The organism is Streptomyces sp. NPDC021224, from assembly GCF_044332905.1.
Lineage (GTDB): Bacteria > Actinomycetota > Actinomycetes > Streptomycetales > Streptomycetaceae > Actinacidiphila.
Genome location: NZ_JBIRPW010000002.1, coordinates 587011 through 601800, shown reverse-complemented (window position 1 = coordinate 601800; position 14790 = coordinate 587011). Strand labels below are relative to the sequence as shown.

The window sequence follows — 14790 nt, the reverse complement described above, 5'->3', positions numbered from 1 at the left end:
CCGTTCCCTCAGTCCCCCTTGCCCGTCGGCAAGACGTCCGGGGCGGACAGGGCCCGGGGTTCGAGCGTCCCCGCCCCGCACATCCCGCCGCGCCGCGCCGTACCGGAATTCCCTCCGATCCGCGCGGGCCGCGGCGGCGTGCGACGCCTGCTGCCCGGCGTTCCACGGTTGAGGCGGCGACCCCTCCTCGTGGGGATGGCGGTGGCGGTGGCCGTCCTTGCCGTGTCGGCCGTCTACGACCCACCTCCATCTCGCGGACGGCACACGGTCGTACAGCATCACCGGCCGGGGCCGACCACGGGCGCATCCGGGCGCGCCACTGCGGAGCCGCGGGTGAGGGCGCCGGTGCGGATCGCGGACGCCGACGCGGTGCGCTTGCTGCGGCCCGGCGACCGGGTGGACGTGCTGGCGGCAGCGCGGGTGGTGGCGTCGGGCGTCACTGTCATCGCGATTCCGGACCAGGCCGAAGGTTCCTCCGGAAACACGGCGCTCTCGGACACCCCTGAAGGCGAGGCCCCTCCCGCCACCGCGAGCACAGGCGGGCCGGGCGGTGCGCTTGTCGTACTCTCCGTCCCGCGCGGCGTCGCCGCCGCCCTGTCTGGAGCAGCCGCGTCGACCCCGCTGGCGGTGACACTGTGCTGAATCACCCTTTCGTGAAAGGCGATTGGACAGGGCGGCCCCGGATTGCCTTCGATGGCGGAATCTTTCATTCCGTCAGACCGGCGTCAGGGAAGGGGCACATCGATGAGCCAAGCAGAGCAGCCGAGCCTGCTGGCAGGCTTCAAGGAGTTCATCACCCGGGGGAACGTGATCGACCTCGCGGTCGCGGTCGTCGTGGGCGCGGCGTTCAGCAGCATCGTGAACTCCGTCGTCAACGGGATCATCAACCCGCTCGTAGGTGCCTTCGGTACGAAGGACCTCGGTGGGTACTCGTCCTGTCTCAAAGGCCCCTGCGTGGTGGACAGCAAGGGCGAGACGGTCAGCGGGATCCACATCCTGTGGGGCTCGGTGCTGAGCGCGACGCTCACGTTCCTGATCACGGCCGCGGTCGTGTACTTCCTGATGGTCCTTCCGATGGCCCGGTACCTGGCACGGCGGGCGGCGAAGCAGGAGCCTCCGCAGACCCCCGAGCCGACGGCGGCCAAGGACGAGGCACAAGCGGAGACGGACGAGATCACCCTGCTGCGGGACATCCGGGACGCGCTGGTGGCGCCCCGTTCCGGCGGCGCCGGCTGATTCCGGACGTCGGACCGCTTCAGAGGTGGTGCGGGGGCTTCTGGCTGAGGAAGCGGGCGAAGTCGTCGTCGGCCGAGCCCGTCGGCAACTCACCCCAGCCCCGGTCGGTGTCGTCGGTGGAGGGCCGGTCGAACGGATCGTCGAAGACCAGCCCGGCAGGAGCGTCCGCCGGGCGGGGAGAAACGCCGCCGCTCCCGGCTGCTGACACCTCGGCCGCGGACGTGCCCGCCCCGTCGGACACGGTGCTGTGCTCGGGGTCTGCCGCTGCGCTCATTCCTCCAGGGTACGGCGCCGGCGACGGCGGCCGACCGGTGCCGCCACCCAAGCGAGTGGAGGGAGATACCCCAAGTGTCGGTTTGATGCCGTCGGACGGATATACCTGGGCGCATGCACGCACCACAACCGAGACCGCAGGCAGACCGCGCCGCCGTTCCGGCGGAGGAGAAGGATGTCGACCGAAGCGACCTCGCGTACCGCCGCTGGTTGAGCGAGGCCGTGGGGAAGGTCCAGGCGGACGCCAACCGGTCCGCAGATACCCATTTGCTGTCAGTGCCGCTACCGGCCGACTGGGGGATCGACCTCTATCTGAAGGACGAGTCGACGCATCCGACCGGGTCGCTGAAGCACCGGCTGGCCCGCTCGCTGTTCCTGTACGCGCTGTGCAACGGCTGGATCCGCCCGGGGCGACCGGTGATCGAGGCGTCCAGCGGTTCGACGGCGGTCTCGGAGGCCTACTTCGCCCGACTGATCGGTGTCCCCTTTGTGGCCGTGATGGCCCGAGGGACGGTGCGCTCGAAAATCGATCTGATCGAGTTCCACGGGGGCCGCTGCCACCTGGTGGACGACCCGGGCGAGGTGTACGGAGCAGCGGCCCGGCTGGCCCGGGAGACCGGCGGCCACTACATGGACCAGTTCACGTACGCGGAGCGGGCGACGGACTGGCGGGGCAACAACAACATCGCCGAGTCGATCTTCCGGCAGCTGGCGGCGGAACGCCATCCGGTGCCGGCCTGGATCGTGGCCACGGCGGGGACGGGCGGGACGTCCGCCACGCTCGCGCGCTATGTCCGCTATGCCCAGGCGACCACCGGCATCTGCGTGGCGGATCCGGAGAACTCGGCGTTCTTCCCCGGATGGCGCGACCACAATCCGGCGGCGACGACCGACACCGGCTCGCGCATCGAGGGGATCGGACGGCAGAGGGTGGAGCCCAGCTTCATCCCCGGGGCCGTCGACCGGATGATGCGGGTCCCGGACGCGGCGTCGGTCGCGAGCGTACGCGTCCTTGAGCGGCTGCTCGGCCGCAGGGCGGGTGCGTCCACCGGCACGGGGCTGTGGGCGGCTTTCCGAATCATCGGGCAGATGCGGGCGCGCGGCGAGCACGGCAGCGTAGTCGGGCTGCTCTGCGATCCCGGCGAGCGCTATCTGGAGAAGTACTACGCGGATGCCTGGCTTGCCTCGCAGGGAATCGACATCGCACCGTATGTGGAGCGCATCGAGCATTTCCTGTCCGGCGGGTCCCTGGACCCGGTGCACCCGCCGACCGGGGCCTGACCCGCGGCCGCACACGGGGTCCGGTCACGGGGTCTTCCGCGCCGTACGGACAGGGCCCGGCCGTCATACGCCTGCTGCGCCGAGCAGGGCACCCACCGCGTAGGTCACCGCCATGGCCACGGCGCCGCCTGCTGCGTTCCGGATCACCGCGGGACGTGCCGGGGCGCTGCCCAGCCATGCGCTGATCCAGCCGCAGCAGACCAGGGCGACGAGCACGGCGACCACCGTGACTGCCAGCCGCCAGTCCTGCGGCGGCAGGACGATGGACAGCAGTGGCAGCAGCGAGCCGACGGTGAAGGAGATGAAGCTGGCCCAGGCGGCGTGCCAGGGGTTGGCGAGTTCGTCGGGGTCGATGCCGAGTTCGACGCGGGCGTGAGCGCCGAGGGCGTCGCGGGCGGTGAGCTGTTCGGCGACTTCCCGGGCGAGGTCGTGGGAGATGCCGCGGTCCTCCAGCAGCCCGGTGAGTTCGTCCAGTTCGGCTTGCGGGGTGGCGGCGAGCTCTTCCCGCTCCAGGGCGAGTGCGGCCTGTTCGGAGTCGCGCTGGGTGCTCACGGACACGTATTCGCCGGCCGCCATGGACAGCGAGCCCGCCATCAGGCCGGCGAGGCCCGCCGTCAGGAGGGCCGACCGGGAGTCGGTCGCCCCGGCGACACCGACGACCAGCCCGGCGGTGGAGACGATGCCGTCGTTGGCGCCGAGGACGGCGGCCCGCAGCCAGTTCAGCCGGGTGCTGAGCCCCTCGTGGTGGGGCTCGCCGGGGTGCGGCCCCAGGTGATCGGGCTGTGGGCTGTCACCGCTGTGATCGCTCATGGCACGAAGGTTCTCACCCCCGCCCCTGGGGCAGGCACAGCGGCACCCCACCTGTGGGGGCCGGCGCGCTCGGCGCGAGCCACCAGGGGATGGCCGAACCCCGGCGCGGGGGGGGTGGCACCGGGGTCCGGGTCTGTGGGCCGGTCCGTCACGTCGGGCGGACCGGCGGGATTGTCAGGCCGCCTCGTAGTCCAGGCCGGTGGCGCGGGCCATGCGCTTGAGGTCGGCCAGGGCGTGCTTCTCGATCTGCCGGATGCGCTCGCGGGTGAGGCCGTGTTCCTTGCCGACCTCGGTGAGGGTGCGCTCGCGGCCGTCCACGATGCCGTAGCGGGCGCGGATGATGGACGCGGTGCGGTCGTCGAGGCGGTCGATGAGGCTGTCGAGTTCCTCGCGGCGCAGCATCACCAGCACGGAATCCTCCGGCGAAGGTGCGGCGCCGTCCTCGACCAGGTCGCCGAACTCGGTCTCGCCCTCGGCGTCCACCGACATGTTCAGCGACACCGGATCGCGGGCCCAGTCCAGGACGTCGGCGACGCGCTCCGGGGTGGAGGACAGCTCGGCGGCGATCTCGGCGGGCTCGGCGTCGCGGCCGTGCTCGCGGTTGAACTCGCGCTGGACGCGGCGGATCCGTCCGAGCTCCTCCACGAGGTGGACGGGCAGCCGGATCGTGCGCGACTGATCGGCGATGGAACGGGTGATGGCCTGCCGGATCCACCAGGTCGCATACGTGGAGAACTTGAAGCCCTTGGCGTAGTCGAACTTCTCGACGGCGCGCACCAAGCCGGCGTTCCCCTCCTGGATCAGGTCGAGCAGGGGCAGTCCGCTGCGCGGATAGCGGCGGGCCACGGCGACGACGAGGCGGAGGTTGGAGCGGATGAAGATGTCCTTGGCCCGCTCTCCTGCGGCCACCAGGGCCTCCAGCTCCTCGCGCGCGACCTCGCCGCCGGCGTTGGCCGGCAGATCCGGGTCGGAGGCGAGGATGCGTTCGGCGTAGACTCCTGCTTCGATGTCCCGGGACAGCTCGACCTCACGGGCGGCGTCGAGGAGCGGCGTGCGCGCGATCTCGTCCAGGTACATGCCGACGAGGTCGCGGTCGGCCACTTCCCCGCCCGCGGCGCGAACGCTGCTGGTCCCGCCTGCGTGACGACGGGCGACGGCACGGGTTGCCATGCGTGCTCCCTTTACGAAGGTGCGGTCGGTCTCGGTCGGACCGGGCGTGCGGCCGCAGCCGACGCCGTGGAACCGACGGCGAAGCCGGGTGTGCGGCTGCCGTAGGTTCTTCGGCCTTGCTGTGCGCTTGCCCCATCCGATCGGGATAACGACTGGAATCCGGACACAATTCCCATGTCGTCACCTGTTTTTTATGATCATGCAGTACCCTGTCCGCCACACCGGGAGGTCACACCATGCCGGAACGCACGGACGTCCAGGTCAGAGCCGGTACGGAGGCCGACCTCGCGGCACTCACGGACATCTACAACCACTACGTCCGCGAGACGCCGGTCACTTTCGACATCGACCCCATCACCCCCGACGACCGCCGCCCCTGGTTGCTCTCCCACCCGGAAGACGGCCCCCACCGCCTCTTGGTTGCCCAGCCCGCGGAAGGCGGGCAGGTCGTCGGTTACGCGACGAGCAGCCCGTACCGCCCGAAGGCGGCCTACGCGACGTCGGTGGAGACGAGCATCTACCTCGCACCCGGTGCCGGCGGGCGCGGCATCGGCTCGCTGCTCTACGCGGCGTTGTTCGAGGCGCTTGCGGACGAGGACGTGCACCGCGCGTACGCAGGCGTGGCGCTGCCGAATCAAGCATCGATACGCATCCACGAGCGTTTCGGCTTCCAGCGGGTGGGGGTCTTCCAGGAAGTCGGACGGAAGTTCGGCGCCTACCACGACGTGGCGTGGCTGGAGAAGCGGCTGCACTGACCGCGGGGGCAGACATCGGTCGGCGAGGGAGATCAGCGCGGCGACACTGAGGTGTTTGAAACTTCAAGCAGACAGGATTACCGTCGTTCCATACGCTTGAACTTTCAAGGAGGGTGTGCCATGACCGCAGCAGCCCCCGAGCGCATGCCCGCGCTCTACCTCTCGCACGGCGCCCCGCCGCTCGCGGACGACCCGCTGTGGCCCGGACAGCTCGCCGCCTGGGCAGCCGAGCTGCCGCGCCCCAGGGCCGTCCTCGTCATCTCCGCGCACTGGGAGGATGCCCCGCTGGCGATCGGTGCGACGACGACCGTGCCGCTCGTTTACGACTTCTGGGGCTTTCCCGAGCACTACTACCAGGTCACCTATCCCGCGCCCGGCGCACCCGAGCTGGCCGAGGACGTGCGCAAGCTGCTGCGCCGGGCCGGCAGTCCCGTGCAGGACGTGCCCGACCGCGGCCTGGATCACGGCGCCTATGTGCCGCTGGTGGAGATGTTCCCGGGCGCCGACATCCCCGTCCTGCAGGTGTCCATGCCGACGCTGGACCCGCAGGGCCTGCTGGAGATCGGCCGGCGCCTCGCGCCACTGCGCGACGAGGGCGTGCTCATCGTCGGCAGCGGCTTCTTCACGCACAATCTCGCCGCACTGCGCCATGCCGGGCCGCAGCCGCCCACATGGTCGGCGGAGTTCGACGACTGGGGCCACCGGGCGCTGGAGGCGCAGGACGTCGACGCACTGCTGGACTTCGAGCGCACCTCGCCCGCCGGGCGCCTGGCGCACCCGCGGACCGAGCACTTCGCCCCGCTGTTCGTTACGCTCGGCGCCGCCGAGTCCGAACTCGGCAGCCAGCGCAGCATCATCGACGGATTCTGGATGGGGCTGGCGAAACGCTCCGTCCAGTTCGGCTGACCAGAAGGACCTTTCCCATGCAGAAACGACGCATAGCGATCGGCGTGGCCGTTCTGGCCGGCACGGTCGTCCTGGCCGCCTGCGGCTCCGACGACAAGGGCGACGCGAAGGCACCGTCCGGCACCTCCGGGAGCACGACGACCGTGGCGGGCACCAGTGGTGCGAGCGGCACGTCCGGCGCCGACGGAAAGGCCCCCGCGTCGTCCGTCAGCTGGCCCGCGCCGGCCGACGCCACTGCCCGCGTGAAAGCGGCGGGGCTGCCCATGCTGGGGGCTGAGGGCCAGGTGCTGCACATTCACAGCCACCTCGACGTGTTCATCGACGGCAAGGCGGTGACCGTACCGGCCGACATCGGCATCGACCTCGTCAAGCAGCAGATCAGCCCGCTGCACACGCACGACACGTCGGGAGTCGTGCACATCGAGTCACCGGTGAAGGCGGAGTTCACCCTCGGCCAGTTCATGACCGAGTGGAACGTGCCCTTCGGCAAGGACACCCTCGGCACGTTCAAGGCCGGTGACGGCAAGGAACTGCACGTGTACGTCAACGGCACCGAGCAGACGGGTGATCCCGCCTCGCTCAAGCTGGGCGCCCACGACGAGATCGCCGTGGTCTACGGCTCCCCTGCCGAGAAGGTTCAGGTGCCGTCGGAGTACGTGTGGCCGGAGGGCCTGTAGGACGCGGTCACCGGTGCCGTCGCCAAGCGCGTACGCCGAACCGGCACGTGTTCCTCGTCGCGACCATCGATTGTCGATGCGATGACGAAGAGCAGGCCCCCGCCGTTCCGGTCGAACGGAACGACGGGGGCCTGTCGGCGTCACGGCCGCCGGGCGATAGGTGCCGCCCGGCGCCGGGTCAGTGCGCGATGACCGGGATGGCGACGTCCTCCGGCGACTTCTCGCCGTCGATCTGCTCGTGGCCGCCCTGGACACCGGCGTCGATCAGCACGAAGGCCAGCAGCGCGGACAGCGCCAGGATGCCCGTCGCCCAGTAGATGGCGACGGAGTAGCCGTGCACCGCGGACTGGTTGACGAACAGCTGGTTCTTCAGGTCCGCCTTCGACGTGATGTGCGAGGACACCCACGTCGCGGTGGCGCTGGTGGCCAGGGTGTTCAGCAGCGCGGTGCCGATGGAGCCGCCCACCTGCTGCGAGGTGTTGACCATGGCGGACGCCACACCGGCGTCCTCCGGCCGCACCCCGTGCGTGGCCAGGCTCATGGCGGGCATGAACGCGGTACCCATGCCGAGGCCCATGAGGACCAGGCCCGGCAGCAGCACCTCCGCGTAGGAGGAGTCGACCTTGATCTGCGCCAGGACGAGCATGCCGAGGGCAGCAACCAGGAAGCCCGGCGCCATCAGCAGACGCGGGCGGACGCGCAGCATGAGCCGCGTGCCGATCTGCGTGGAGCCGACGACCATGCCGCCGACCATGGGCAGGAACGCGAAGCCCGACTTCAGGGCGGAGTAGTGCATGACCTGCTGCAGGTAGTAGGTCAGGAAGAGGAACAGGCCGAACATGCCGATGACGGCGAGGCCCAGCGACAAGTACACGCCGCCGCGGTTGCGCTCGGTCACCACGCGCAGCGGCAGCAGCGGCGCCGAGACGCGGCTCTCGACGAGTGCGAAGGCCCCCAGGAGGACCACGGAGCCAACGAACAGGCCCAGGGTCACCCCGGACGTCCAGCCGTCGCTCTCGGCGCGGCTGAAGCCGTACACGAGGGCGACGAGGCCCGCGCTGGCGAGGATCACGCCGGGGATGTCGACCCGGTTGCGGTTGCGGCCCTGTGCGGGCTCGCGGATGACCAGGACGGCGCCGATGACGGCGGCGACAGCGAAGAGGATGTTCACGAACAGCGCCCAGCGCCAGTTGAGGTACTGGGTGAGGACGCCGCCGAGGATGAGTCCGACCGCGGCTCCGGCGCCCGCGATGGCGCCGTAGATGCCGAAGGCCTTCGCGCGTTCCTTGGCGTCGGTGAACGTGACCGCGAGCAGCGAGAGCGCGGCCGGGGCGAGGAGCGCCCCGAAGACGCCCTGGAGGGTGCGCGCGCCCAGCAGCATCGCCGTGTTGACCGCAGCTCCGCCTATTGCCGAGGCGACGGCGAATCCGAGCAGGCCGACGATGAAGGTGTTCTTGCGTCCCCACAGGTCGGACACCCGGCCGCCGAAGAGCAGCAGGCCGCCGAAGGCCAGGGTGTACGCGGTGATGACCCACTGCTTGTTGCCGTCGGAGATCCCGAGGTCCTGCTGGGCGGACGGGAGCGCGATGTTCACGACGGTCGAGTCCAGGACGACCATCAGCTGGGCTATGGCGATGAATATGAGCGCTGTCCAGCGCCTCGGATCCGGCTGGGGTGTTTCAGGCATGGCTTGGTCTCATTACTTGGTGCGGAGTGACAGAACGTGGGGACGTGTGTCAGTGGCGACGCCGGGCCGGAGGCGCGCGGAGGATCGGGGTCAGGGATCCTGCGGGTCTGCTGGTGCCTGGCGCGGCACCGTGCGCGGGAGGTGAGCGGACGGCGGCTCGGGCTGCGCGAGCGGGTCGCACGGCGAACCCGGCCACACTATGGCCCGGTTGACGGGTGTTGCGAACGATTTACGACATGCCGGCTTGCAATTCCTCCAGGGTCGCGGCATTCCCCGCCAGGACCGAGCACGCAGGGGCGCGCAGGCCGTCGAGGAACAGCTGCAGGTGGCGGTGGACGAAGCGGTCGAAGCCCGCGCAGCAGACGCCCGGCAGCGGCCGGGTGAGCTGCGTCACGGCGACCATCACGTCACCGACGGCGATGTCGGTGCGCAGCAGGCCCGCGCTCTGGGCGCGGTCCAGGATGGCGCCGATCGACCGCTCCATCTGTTCGACCTGGCTGACGACCGCGGGGTCCTGGCGGTCGAAGACATCGGTGAGCAGAGGACACAGTGCGCCGATCCGCTCCTGCGCTGCTTCGAGGACGAAACGGCGCAGCGCGGCGAACGCATCCGGCTCTTCGGCCAGCGCGTCCTCGGCGCGTTTCACTGTACGGGCCACCACTGACAGCGTGACCTGGCGGACCAGATCGGCGCGGTCGGTGAAGTGCCGGTACAGCGTGGCATTGCCCACGCCCGCCCGGCGGGCCACCTCGTCGAGCGCGACGTCCGGGCCGAGTTCGACTATCGCTTCGCGAGCCGCGGCGACGATGCGTTCGCGGTTGCGGGTTGCGTCTGCGCGCAGCCGTACGGGGCGGGGCCGGGTGGCGGCGTCCGTGTCGAGCGGCACGGGCGGCTCCTTCCGGTCTCGCGGGACTGCGCTGGTCGTACGGGCCGCCGGGGCGCCCCGGCGGCGGAGAGGCCACTTCCGTTTACTGGCCAGCAGGTCAAACGGGGATCCGGTCCCCGGATATTTCGCACACGCGGCGTGACCTGCACCACAGCGCTAATCGATGATCGAGACGATGCCGCGTGAGATCGGCGCGGAGCCGCGCCGCGAAGCATTTCATTGAATTTTCAATGACCGACTACCATGGCCTCATGACATGGCTGACAGAGGAGCAGCAGGCGACCTGGCGGGCTTTCCTGCAGGCCACGACGCTCCTGGACGACCATCTCGACCGTCAGCTGCAGCGCGACGCCGGTATCCCGCACATGTACTACGCCCTGCTCAGCACCCTGTCGGAGGCTCCCGGGCGCAGCATGCGGATGACCGAGCTGGCGGAACGGGCGAAGATCACCCGGTCCCGGCTGTCGCACGCCGTCGCCCGGCTGGAGGGCCATGGCTGGGTGCGCCGGGAGGACTGCCCCACCGACCGGCGCGGCCAGGTGTGCGTGCTGACGGACGCCGGCTGGGCGGAGCTGGTGCGCACCGCGCCCGGTCATGTGGCCGCCGTGCGCGGCGCCGTGTTCGACCGGCTCACCCCCGAGCAGAGCCGGCAGCTCGGGGAGATCTCGCGGGTCATCGCCGAGGGGCTGCACGGCAGCGACGGCGCGGACGTGCCCTGGCTCCGCTGACGGCGCCGTCCGCGGGGCCCCGTGCCCGTTACGTGAGCGGTGTGACGCGGCCCGAACGGGCGAGCCAGCGGCCTCCGTGGCGGCTGACCTCGATGGGCCGCCCGAAGCAGCGCGTCATCTGCTCGCCGGTGAGCACCTGTTCGGCGGGGCCCGACGTCAGTACGCGGCCCTCCTTCAGCAGCAGGACATTATCGATGGCCGGTGACAGCTCTTCCAGGTGATGGGTGACGGTGATCGTGGTCAGCGTCGGCCTGGTGACGGCGAGCCGGTGCAGGGCGTCGATCAGGTCCTCACGGGACGGCAGGTCGAGGGCGTTGAACGGCTCGTCCAGCAGCAGCAGCGACGGGTCGGCCATCAGGGCCCGCGCCACCAGGACGCGGGCGCGCTGGCCGCCTGAGCAGACACCGTAGGGGCGCTCGGCGAGTTCTTTGATCTCCAGTTCGGCCAGGAGCGCACCCGCGCGCTCGCGCACCTCGTCGTCGTACTTGCGCCACAGCGGCTGCACGGTGCCGGTGTGGCCGGTCAGCACGACCGCGTGCGCGGGCAGGTCGAGCGGCACCTTCTGCGCCGAGGAGACCAGGCCGATGAGGGCGCGCAGTTCGCGCATGTCCACGCGGCCCAGGCGGTGGCCGAGGACGTCGACCGTCCCGGTGGTCGGGTGCATGAGCGCCCCGATCAGCCGGAGGATCGTGGTCTTGCCCGCGCCGTTCGCGCCGAGCAGCGCCCAGTGCTGGCCCGCGCGCACGGTCCAGTTGATGTCGTCGAGGATGACCTGACCGGTGGTGTAGCGGCGCACGCTGACCGCGTCGAGCACAGCGACCGCGTCCGGCGCGGGGCCTGTCGCCTTGCCTGTGGCATTGGCTGTCATGGAGAAACGGTAGCTGTATGCGCCAGCTTTACGGGGCGGGTTTCCGCGATGTGGATACCCCGCGGGCACCGCCGCAGGTCAGGCCGCTGCCGGGGACGGGCTCTCCTCGGCGATACGCGGCGGCCCCGGCCGGAACAGCAGGAAGGTGATGATGAAGCCGAAGGCGAAGAAGCCCGCCGACCACCAGTAGGCGACGGTGTAGCTGTGCAGCTGTGCCTGGGCGACCGCGGCCGGGCTCGGGCGACGGCCGGAGAGGTAGCTGGTGGCGGCGCTCGTGGCCAGGGTGTTGAGCAGCGAGGTACCGACCGAGCCGCCTACCTGCTGGCTGGTGTTGACCATGGCCGAGGCGACGCCCGCGTCGTGCGCCTGGACACCGGCGGTCGCGAGGTTCATCGCGGTGGCGAAGATCAGCCCGAGGCCCAGTCCCAGCAGGAGCAGCGGCGGCATGACGTGTGCGGCATAGGTGCTGTTGGCGTCCAGCGCCGTCATCCACGCCATGGCGCCGCCGGCCAGCAGCATGCCGGTCGGCACGATGGGCTTGGCGCCCAGTTTCGGCACCAGCACGTTGGTCGTGGTCACCGAGGCGATCACCAGGACCGCGACCATCGGCAGGAAGGCCACGCCCGTCCGCACCGGCGAGTACAGCAGCGTGCGCTGCATGTAGTACGTCAGGAAGAGGAACACGCCGAACATCCCCGCGCCGGACAGGAACATCGCGACGAAGGACGCGCCTCGGTCGCGGTCGCCGACGACGCGCATCGGCAGCAGCGGATGCACCGCGCGCCGCTGCCACCACACGAAGGCCGCCAGAAGGACCGCACCGGCCAGCAGGAAGCCCCAGGTGCTGCCGGCACTCCAGGAGTGCCGTTCGGCGTTGGAGAAGCCGTACACGATGCCGAACAGGCCGCTGGAGACCAGGAGCGTCCCCGGGATGTCGAGGGACGGGCGGTCGGGCAGGGTGCCGGGGGCCAGCAGACGTGCGCCGCCGATGAAGGCGATGACGGCGAAGATCAGGTTGACGTACAGGCACCAGCGCCAGTCCAGGTACTCGGTGAGCAGGCCGCCGAGGAGCAGCCCGACGGCGGCTCCCGCGCCCGCGATGGCGCCGTAGATGCCGAAGGCCTTGGCGCGCTCCCTGGCGTCGGTGAACGTCGTCGTGAGCAGCGACAGGGCGGCGGGGGCGAGCACGGCGGCGAAGGCGCCCTGGAGGGCGCGGGCCACCACGAGGATCTCGAAGCTCCCCGCCGCGCCGCCCATCGCCGACGCGGCGGCGAAACCGACCAGGCCGATCAGGAAGATCCGCTTGCGCCCGATGAGGTCGGCGAGACGGCCGCCGAACAGCAGCAGGGAGCCGAAGGCGAGGGCGTACGCGGTGACGACCCACTGGCGGTCGCCGTCGCTGAAGCCGAGGTCCTTCTGCGCCGACGGCAGCGCGATGGTCACGATGGTGGCGTCCAGGATGACCATCAGCTGGGCGATGCCGATGACGACGAGCACCCACCAGCGGCGGGAGGACTGTTCGTCGGGGACGCCCTGCCCGCTCGGTGATCCGGGGGCGCCGTGCCGGCCGTTGGCCGCCGACGTCTCGGAGGAGCTTCGTGCCATGGCGTGGGTCTCCTTTGCGCCAGCGCGCGTCCCCCCGGAATTTCCACGCTAGGTGCAGCTCAGCGACCCCGCCATGCGGGGGAGGCGGGACTCCCCCGGGACCTTCGTGCGGGCGGCGTGGGCGGCGGTCCCGGGCGGGTGGGCCCGGGAATCCACCGCGACCGCCATCGGACGACCGTCCCTGGTGGTGATGACGGCCACGCCAATGGGGTTGCGGCAGCTGCACGACGATGACTAACCGCCGGGGCGGGGCGGGTAACGCGCACTCACCCGTTCGGCGTGACCCGATCGGTCCACCGGCGACGGCGGGTGCGGGCGTGCGGTCACCTGGACGGGTGAGTGCGCATGAACGGCTCCGCCACCCGTTCGCAGCAGTTGCGCGCGCGGGCGGGGCGGCGGGGCCGTTGGCTGGCGGGAAGGGACCGGCGGGCCGGGAGTGGCAGGCCTCCCTGGGGCCGGCGAGGGAGTGCGCACATGGCGACGAGCGCGGACGGACCCGGTGGGGTCCCCGCCCCGGGCGGCGGCCCGCTCGGCGCCGACGAGCGCGCCGAGCTGGCGGCGCTGCGCAGGCGTGCGCCCGGGCGGCCGTGGTGGCGCACCACCTTGTCGGCGCTGCTGATCACGCTGGCGGCGGTGCTCGCCCCGCTCGCCGCCGTGGCGGTGTGGGTCGCCGACGAGATGGCCGACACCAATCGATACGTGGCGACCGTCGCGCCGCTCGCCCGGCAGCCCGACGTCCAGGCCGCGGTGACCGACCGGGTCACGGACGCGGCCATGGCGAAGATCGACCTCCGGTCGCTGCTGTCGAAGGCGGCCCCGAGCGACCGCCCGCGCCTGGAGCAGGCGCTCGGCGGTCTGCGGGGGCCCATCACGAGCGGGATCCGGGACTTCGTCCGGCAGACGGTCGCGAACTTCGTGGCGAGCGATGCCTTCGCCCAGATCTGGGAGCAGCTGAACCGGCAGGCGCACGCGGCCTTCACCGGTGCGCTGACCGGGAGCAGCGACACGCCGGTGCGGGTGCAGGGGGACGCGGTGGTGCTGGACCTGGAACCGGTGGTGGCGCAGGTGAAGCAGCGGTTGCTGGACCGGGGGCTGGGCGTCGCGTCGGTGATTCCGGAGGTGCGGACGGACTACACGCTGGTGGAGTCCGAGGACGTGCAGCGGGCGCAGACGGGCTTCCGGCTGCTGGAGGTCGCGGGGAACTGGCTCCCGGTGGTCACCGTCGTGCTGGCGGCCGCGGGCGTGCTGCTGGCCGCGCACCGGCGGCGCGCCCTGGTCGCGGCCGCGCTGGGGGTGGCCGCGGGCCTGGCGGTGCTGGGCATCGCGCTGCCGGTCTTCCGGATCGTCTATCTGGATCATCTGCCCGCCGACACCGACCAGGCGGCGGCCGGTGCGGTGTACGACCAGATCACCCGGTTCCTGCGGATGACCGTACGTATGGTGATCGTCCTGGGGGTGCTGGTGGCCGTCGGGGCGTGGCTGAGCGGCGCGGGGCGGTGGGCGACGCGGGTCAGGAGCGCGTGGGAGACCGGCATCGGCGCGGTACGGCAGGCGGTGGGACCGTCGACGACCGGGCCCGTGGGGCCGTGGGTGCACCGCTACCGGCACGCGCTGCGGTGGGCGGTCGTCGCGGGGGCCGGGCTGTCGGTGCTGCTGTGGTCCTATCCGACGGGTCTGGTCGTCTTCTGGATCGCGCTGGTCGCGGTGGGTGTGCTGGCGGTCGTCGAGTTCCTCGACGAGGGAGCCGGGGGCGACGCGGGGAGCGGCGGGGCGGCAGGGGTGGGTTCGGCGTAGCCGCGTACGCGTGGCTCACCCTCACGGGTGACCGCGCGGAGTCGGTCACCCGTGAGGGTGAGCCGCCCGGTGGTGGTCACCCGGGCGGGTGGCGCGTCGCGGATCGGCCGCGGA

15 protein-coding genes are annotated in these 14790 nt (G+C 71.3%); 8 read left to right on the top strand and 7 right to left on the bottom strand.

All coding sequences use genetic code 11. The features are described from left to right. Positions 1–345 precede the first annotated feature (345 nt). Entirely contained in the window at positions 346–642 is a 297-nt protein-coding gene (locus ACH4PY_RS07895; RefSeq protein ID WP_398177137.1) for a hypothetical protein, read from the top strand. A gap of 102 nt (positions 643–744) precedes the next feature. Beyond that, a complete protein-coding gene (locus ACH4PY_RS07890) occupies positions 745–1236 on the top strand; it encodes an MscL family protein (RefSeq protein WP_398177135.1) in 492 nt (163 codons plus the stop codon). 19 nt (positions 1237–1255) lie between these two features. On the opposite strand, the gene ACH4PY_RS07885 is transcribed toward ACH4PY_RS07890, so the two are convergent. Further along, positions 1256–1510 carry a hypothetical protein gene (locus ACH4PY_RS07885; protein ID WP_398177132.1) on the bottom strand — a complete coding sequence of 85 codons (255 nt, stop codon included), beginning with the start codon at positions 1508–1510 and terminating at the stop codon, positions 1256–1258. Positions 1511–1623: 113 nt separating this feature from the next. Between ACH4PY_RS07885 and ACH4PY_RS07880 the strand changes: the two genes are divergently transcribed. Next, complete coding sequence (locus tag ACH4PY_RS07880) at positions 1624–2790, top strand: PLP-dependent cysteine synthase family protein (protein ID WP_398177129.1); 1167 nt, start codon at positions 1624–1626, stop codon at positions 2788–2790. Positions 2791–2853: 63 nt separating this feature from the next. On the opposite strand, the gene ACH4PY_RS07875 is transcribed toward ACH4PY_RS07880, so the two are convergent. Further along, complete coding sequence (locus ACH4PY_RS07875) at positions 2854–3600, bottom strand: VIT family protein (RefSeq protein WP_398177127.1); 747 nt, start codon at positions 3598–3600, stop codon at positions 2854–2856. Between the two features lie 174 nt (positions 3601–3774). After that, on the bottom strand, positions 3775–4770 hold the full coding sequence (locus ACH4PY_RS07870) for an RNA polymerase sigma factor RpoD/SigA (protein WP_398177125.1): 996 nt from the start codon (positions 4768–4770) through the stop codon (positions 3775–3777). Between the two features lie 236 nt (positions 4771–5006). On the opposite strand from ACH4PY_RS07870, the gene ACH4PY_RS07865 reads away from it, so the two are divergent. The 3 genes from ACH4PY_RS07865 (at position 5007) to ACH4PY_RS07855 (ending at position 7108) form a co-directional block, all read left to right on the top strand. Beyond that, a complete protein-coding gene (locus ACH4PY_RS07865) occupies positions 5007–5525 on the top strand; it encodes a GNAT family N-acetyltransferase (RefSeq protein WP_398177123.1) in 519 nt (172 codons plus the stop codon). Positions 5526–5645: 120 nt separating this feature from the next. Beyond that, a complete protein-coding gene (locus ACH4PY_RS07860; RefSeq protein WP_398177121.1) occupies positions 5646–6431 on the top strand; it encodes a dioxygenase in 786 nt (261 codons plus the stop codon). A gap of 17 nt (positions 6432–6448) precedes the next feature. Beyond that, positions 6449–7108, top strand: coding sequence for a hypothetical protein (locus ACH4PY_RS07855; RefSeq protein WP_398177119.1), 660 nt, complete (start codon positions 6449–6451; stop codon positions 7106–7108). Positions 7109–7286: 178 nt separating this feature from the next. Here the strand turns inward: ACH4PY_RS07855 and ACH4PY_RS07850 are convergent, their stop codons facing one another. Together ACH4PY_RS07850 and ACH4PY_RS07845 are read right to left on the bottom strand one after the other, a co-directional pair. After that, a complete protein-coding gene (locus ACH4PY_RS07850; protein WP_398177117.1) occupies positions 7287–8795 on the bottom strand; it encodes an MFS transporter in 1509 nt (502 codons plus the stop codon). A gap of 229 nt (positions 8796–9024) precedes the next feature. After that, positions 9025–9681: a TetR/AcrR family transcriptional regulator gene (locus ACH4PY_RS07845; protein ID WP_398177115.1), complete on the bottom strand. Its 657-nt coding sequence runs from the start codon at positions 9679–9681 to the stop codon at positions 9025–9027. 251 nt (positions 9682–9932) lie between these two features. Between ACH4PY_RS07845 and ACH4PY_RS07840 the strand changes: the two genes are divergently transcribed. Then, a complete protein-coding gene (locus ACH4PY_RS07840; protein WP_398177113.1) occupies positions 9933–10409 on the top strand; it encodes a MarR family winged helix-turn-helix transcriptional regulator in 477 nt (158 codons plus the stop codon). 28 nt (positions 10410–10437) lie between these two features. Here the strand turns inward: ACH4PY_RS07840 and ACH4PY_RS07835 are convergent, their stop codons facing one another. After that, on the bottom strand, positions 10438–11277 hold the full coding sequence (locus ACH4PY_RS07835) for an ABC transporter ATP-binding protein (RefSeq protein ID WP_398177111.1): 840 nt from the start codon (positions 11275–11277) through the stop codon (positions 10438–10440). Positions 11278–11355: 78 nt separating this feature from the next. Next, positions 11356–12882, bottom strand: coding sequence for an MFS transporter (locus ACH4PY_RS07830; RefSeq protein ID WP_398177109.1), 1527 nt, complete (start codon positions 12880–12882; stop codon positions 11356–11358). A 474-nt stretch (positions 12883–13356) separates the two neighbouring features. Between ACH4PY_RS07830 and ACH4PY_RS07825 the strand changes: the two genes are divergently transcribed. After that, positions 13357–14676 (top strand): hypothetical protein, encoded by a 1320-nt coding sequence (locus ACH4PY_RS07825; RefSeq protein WP_398177107.1) that lies wholly within the window; start codon positions 13357–13359, stop codon positions 14674–14676. Positions 14677–14790 lie beyond the last annotated feature (114 nt).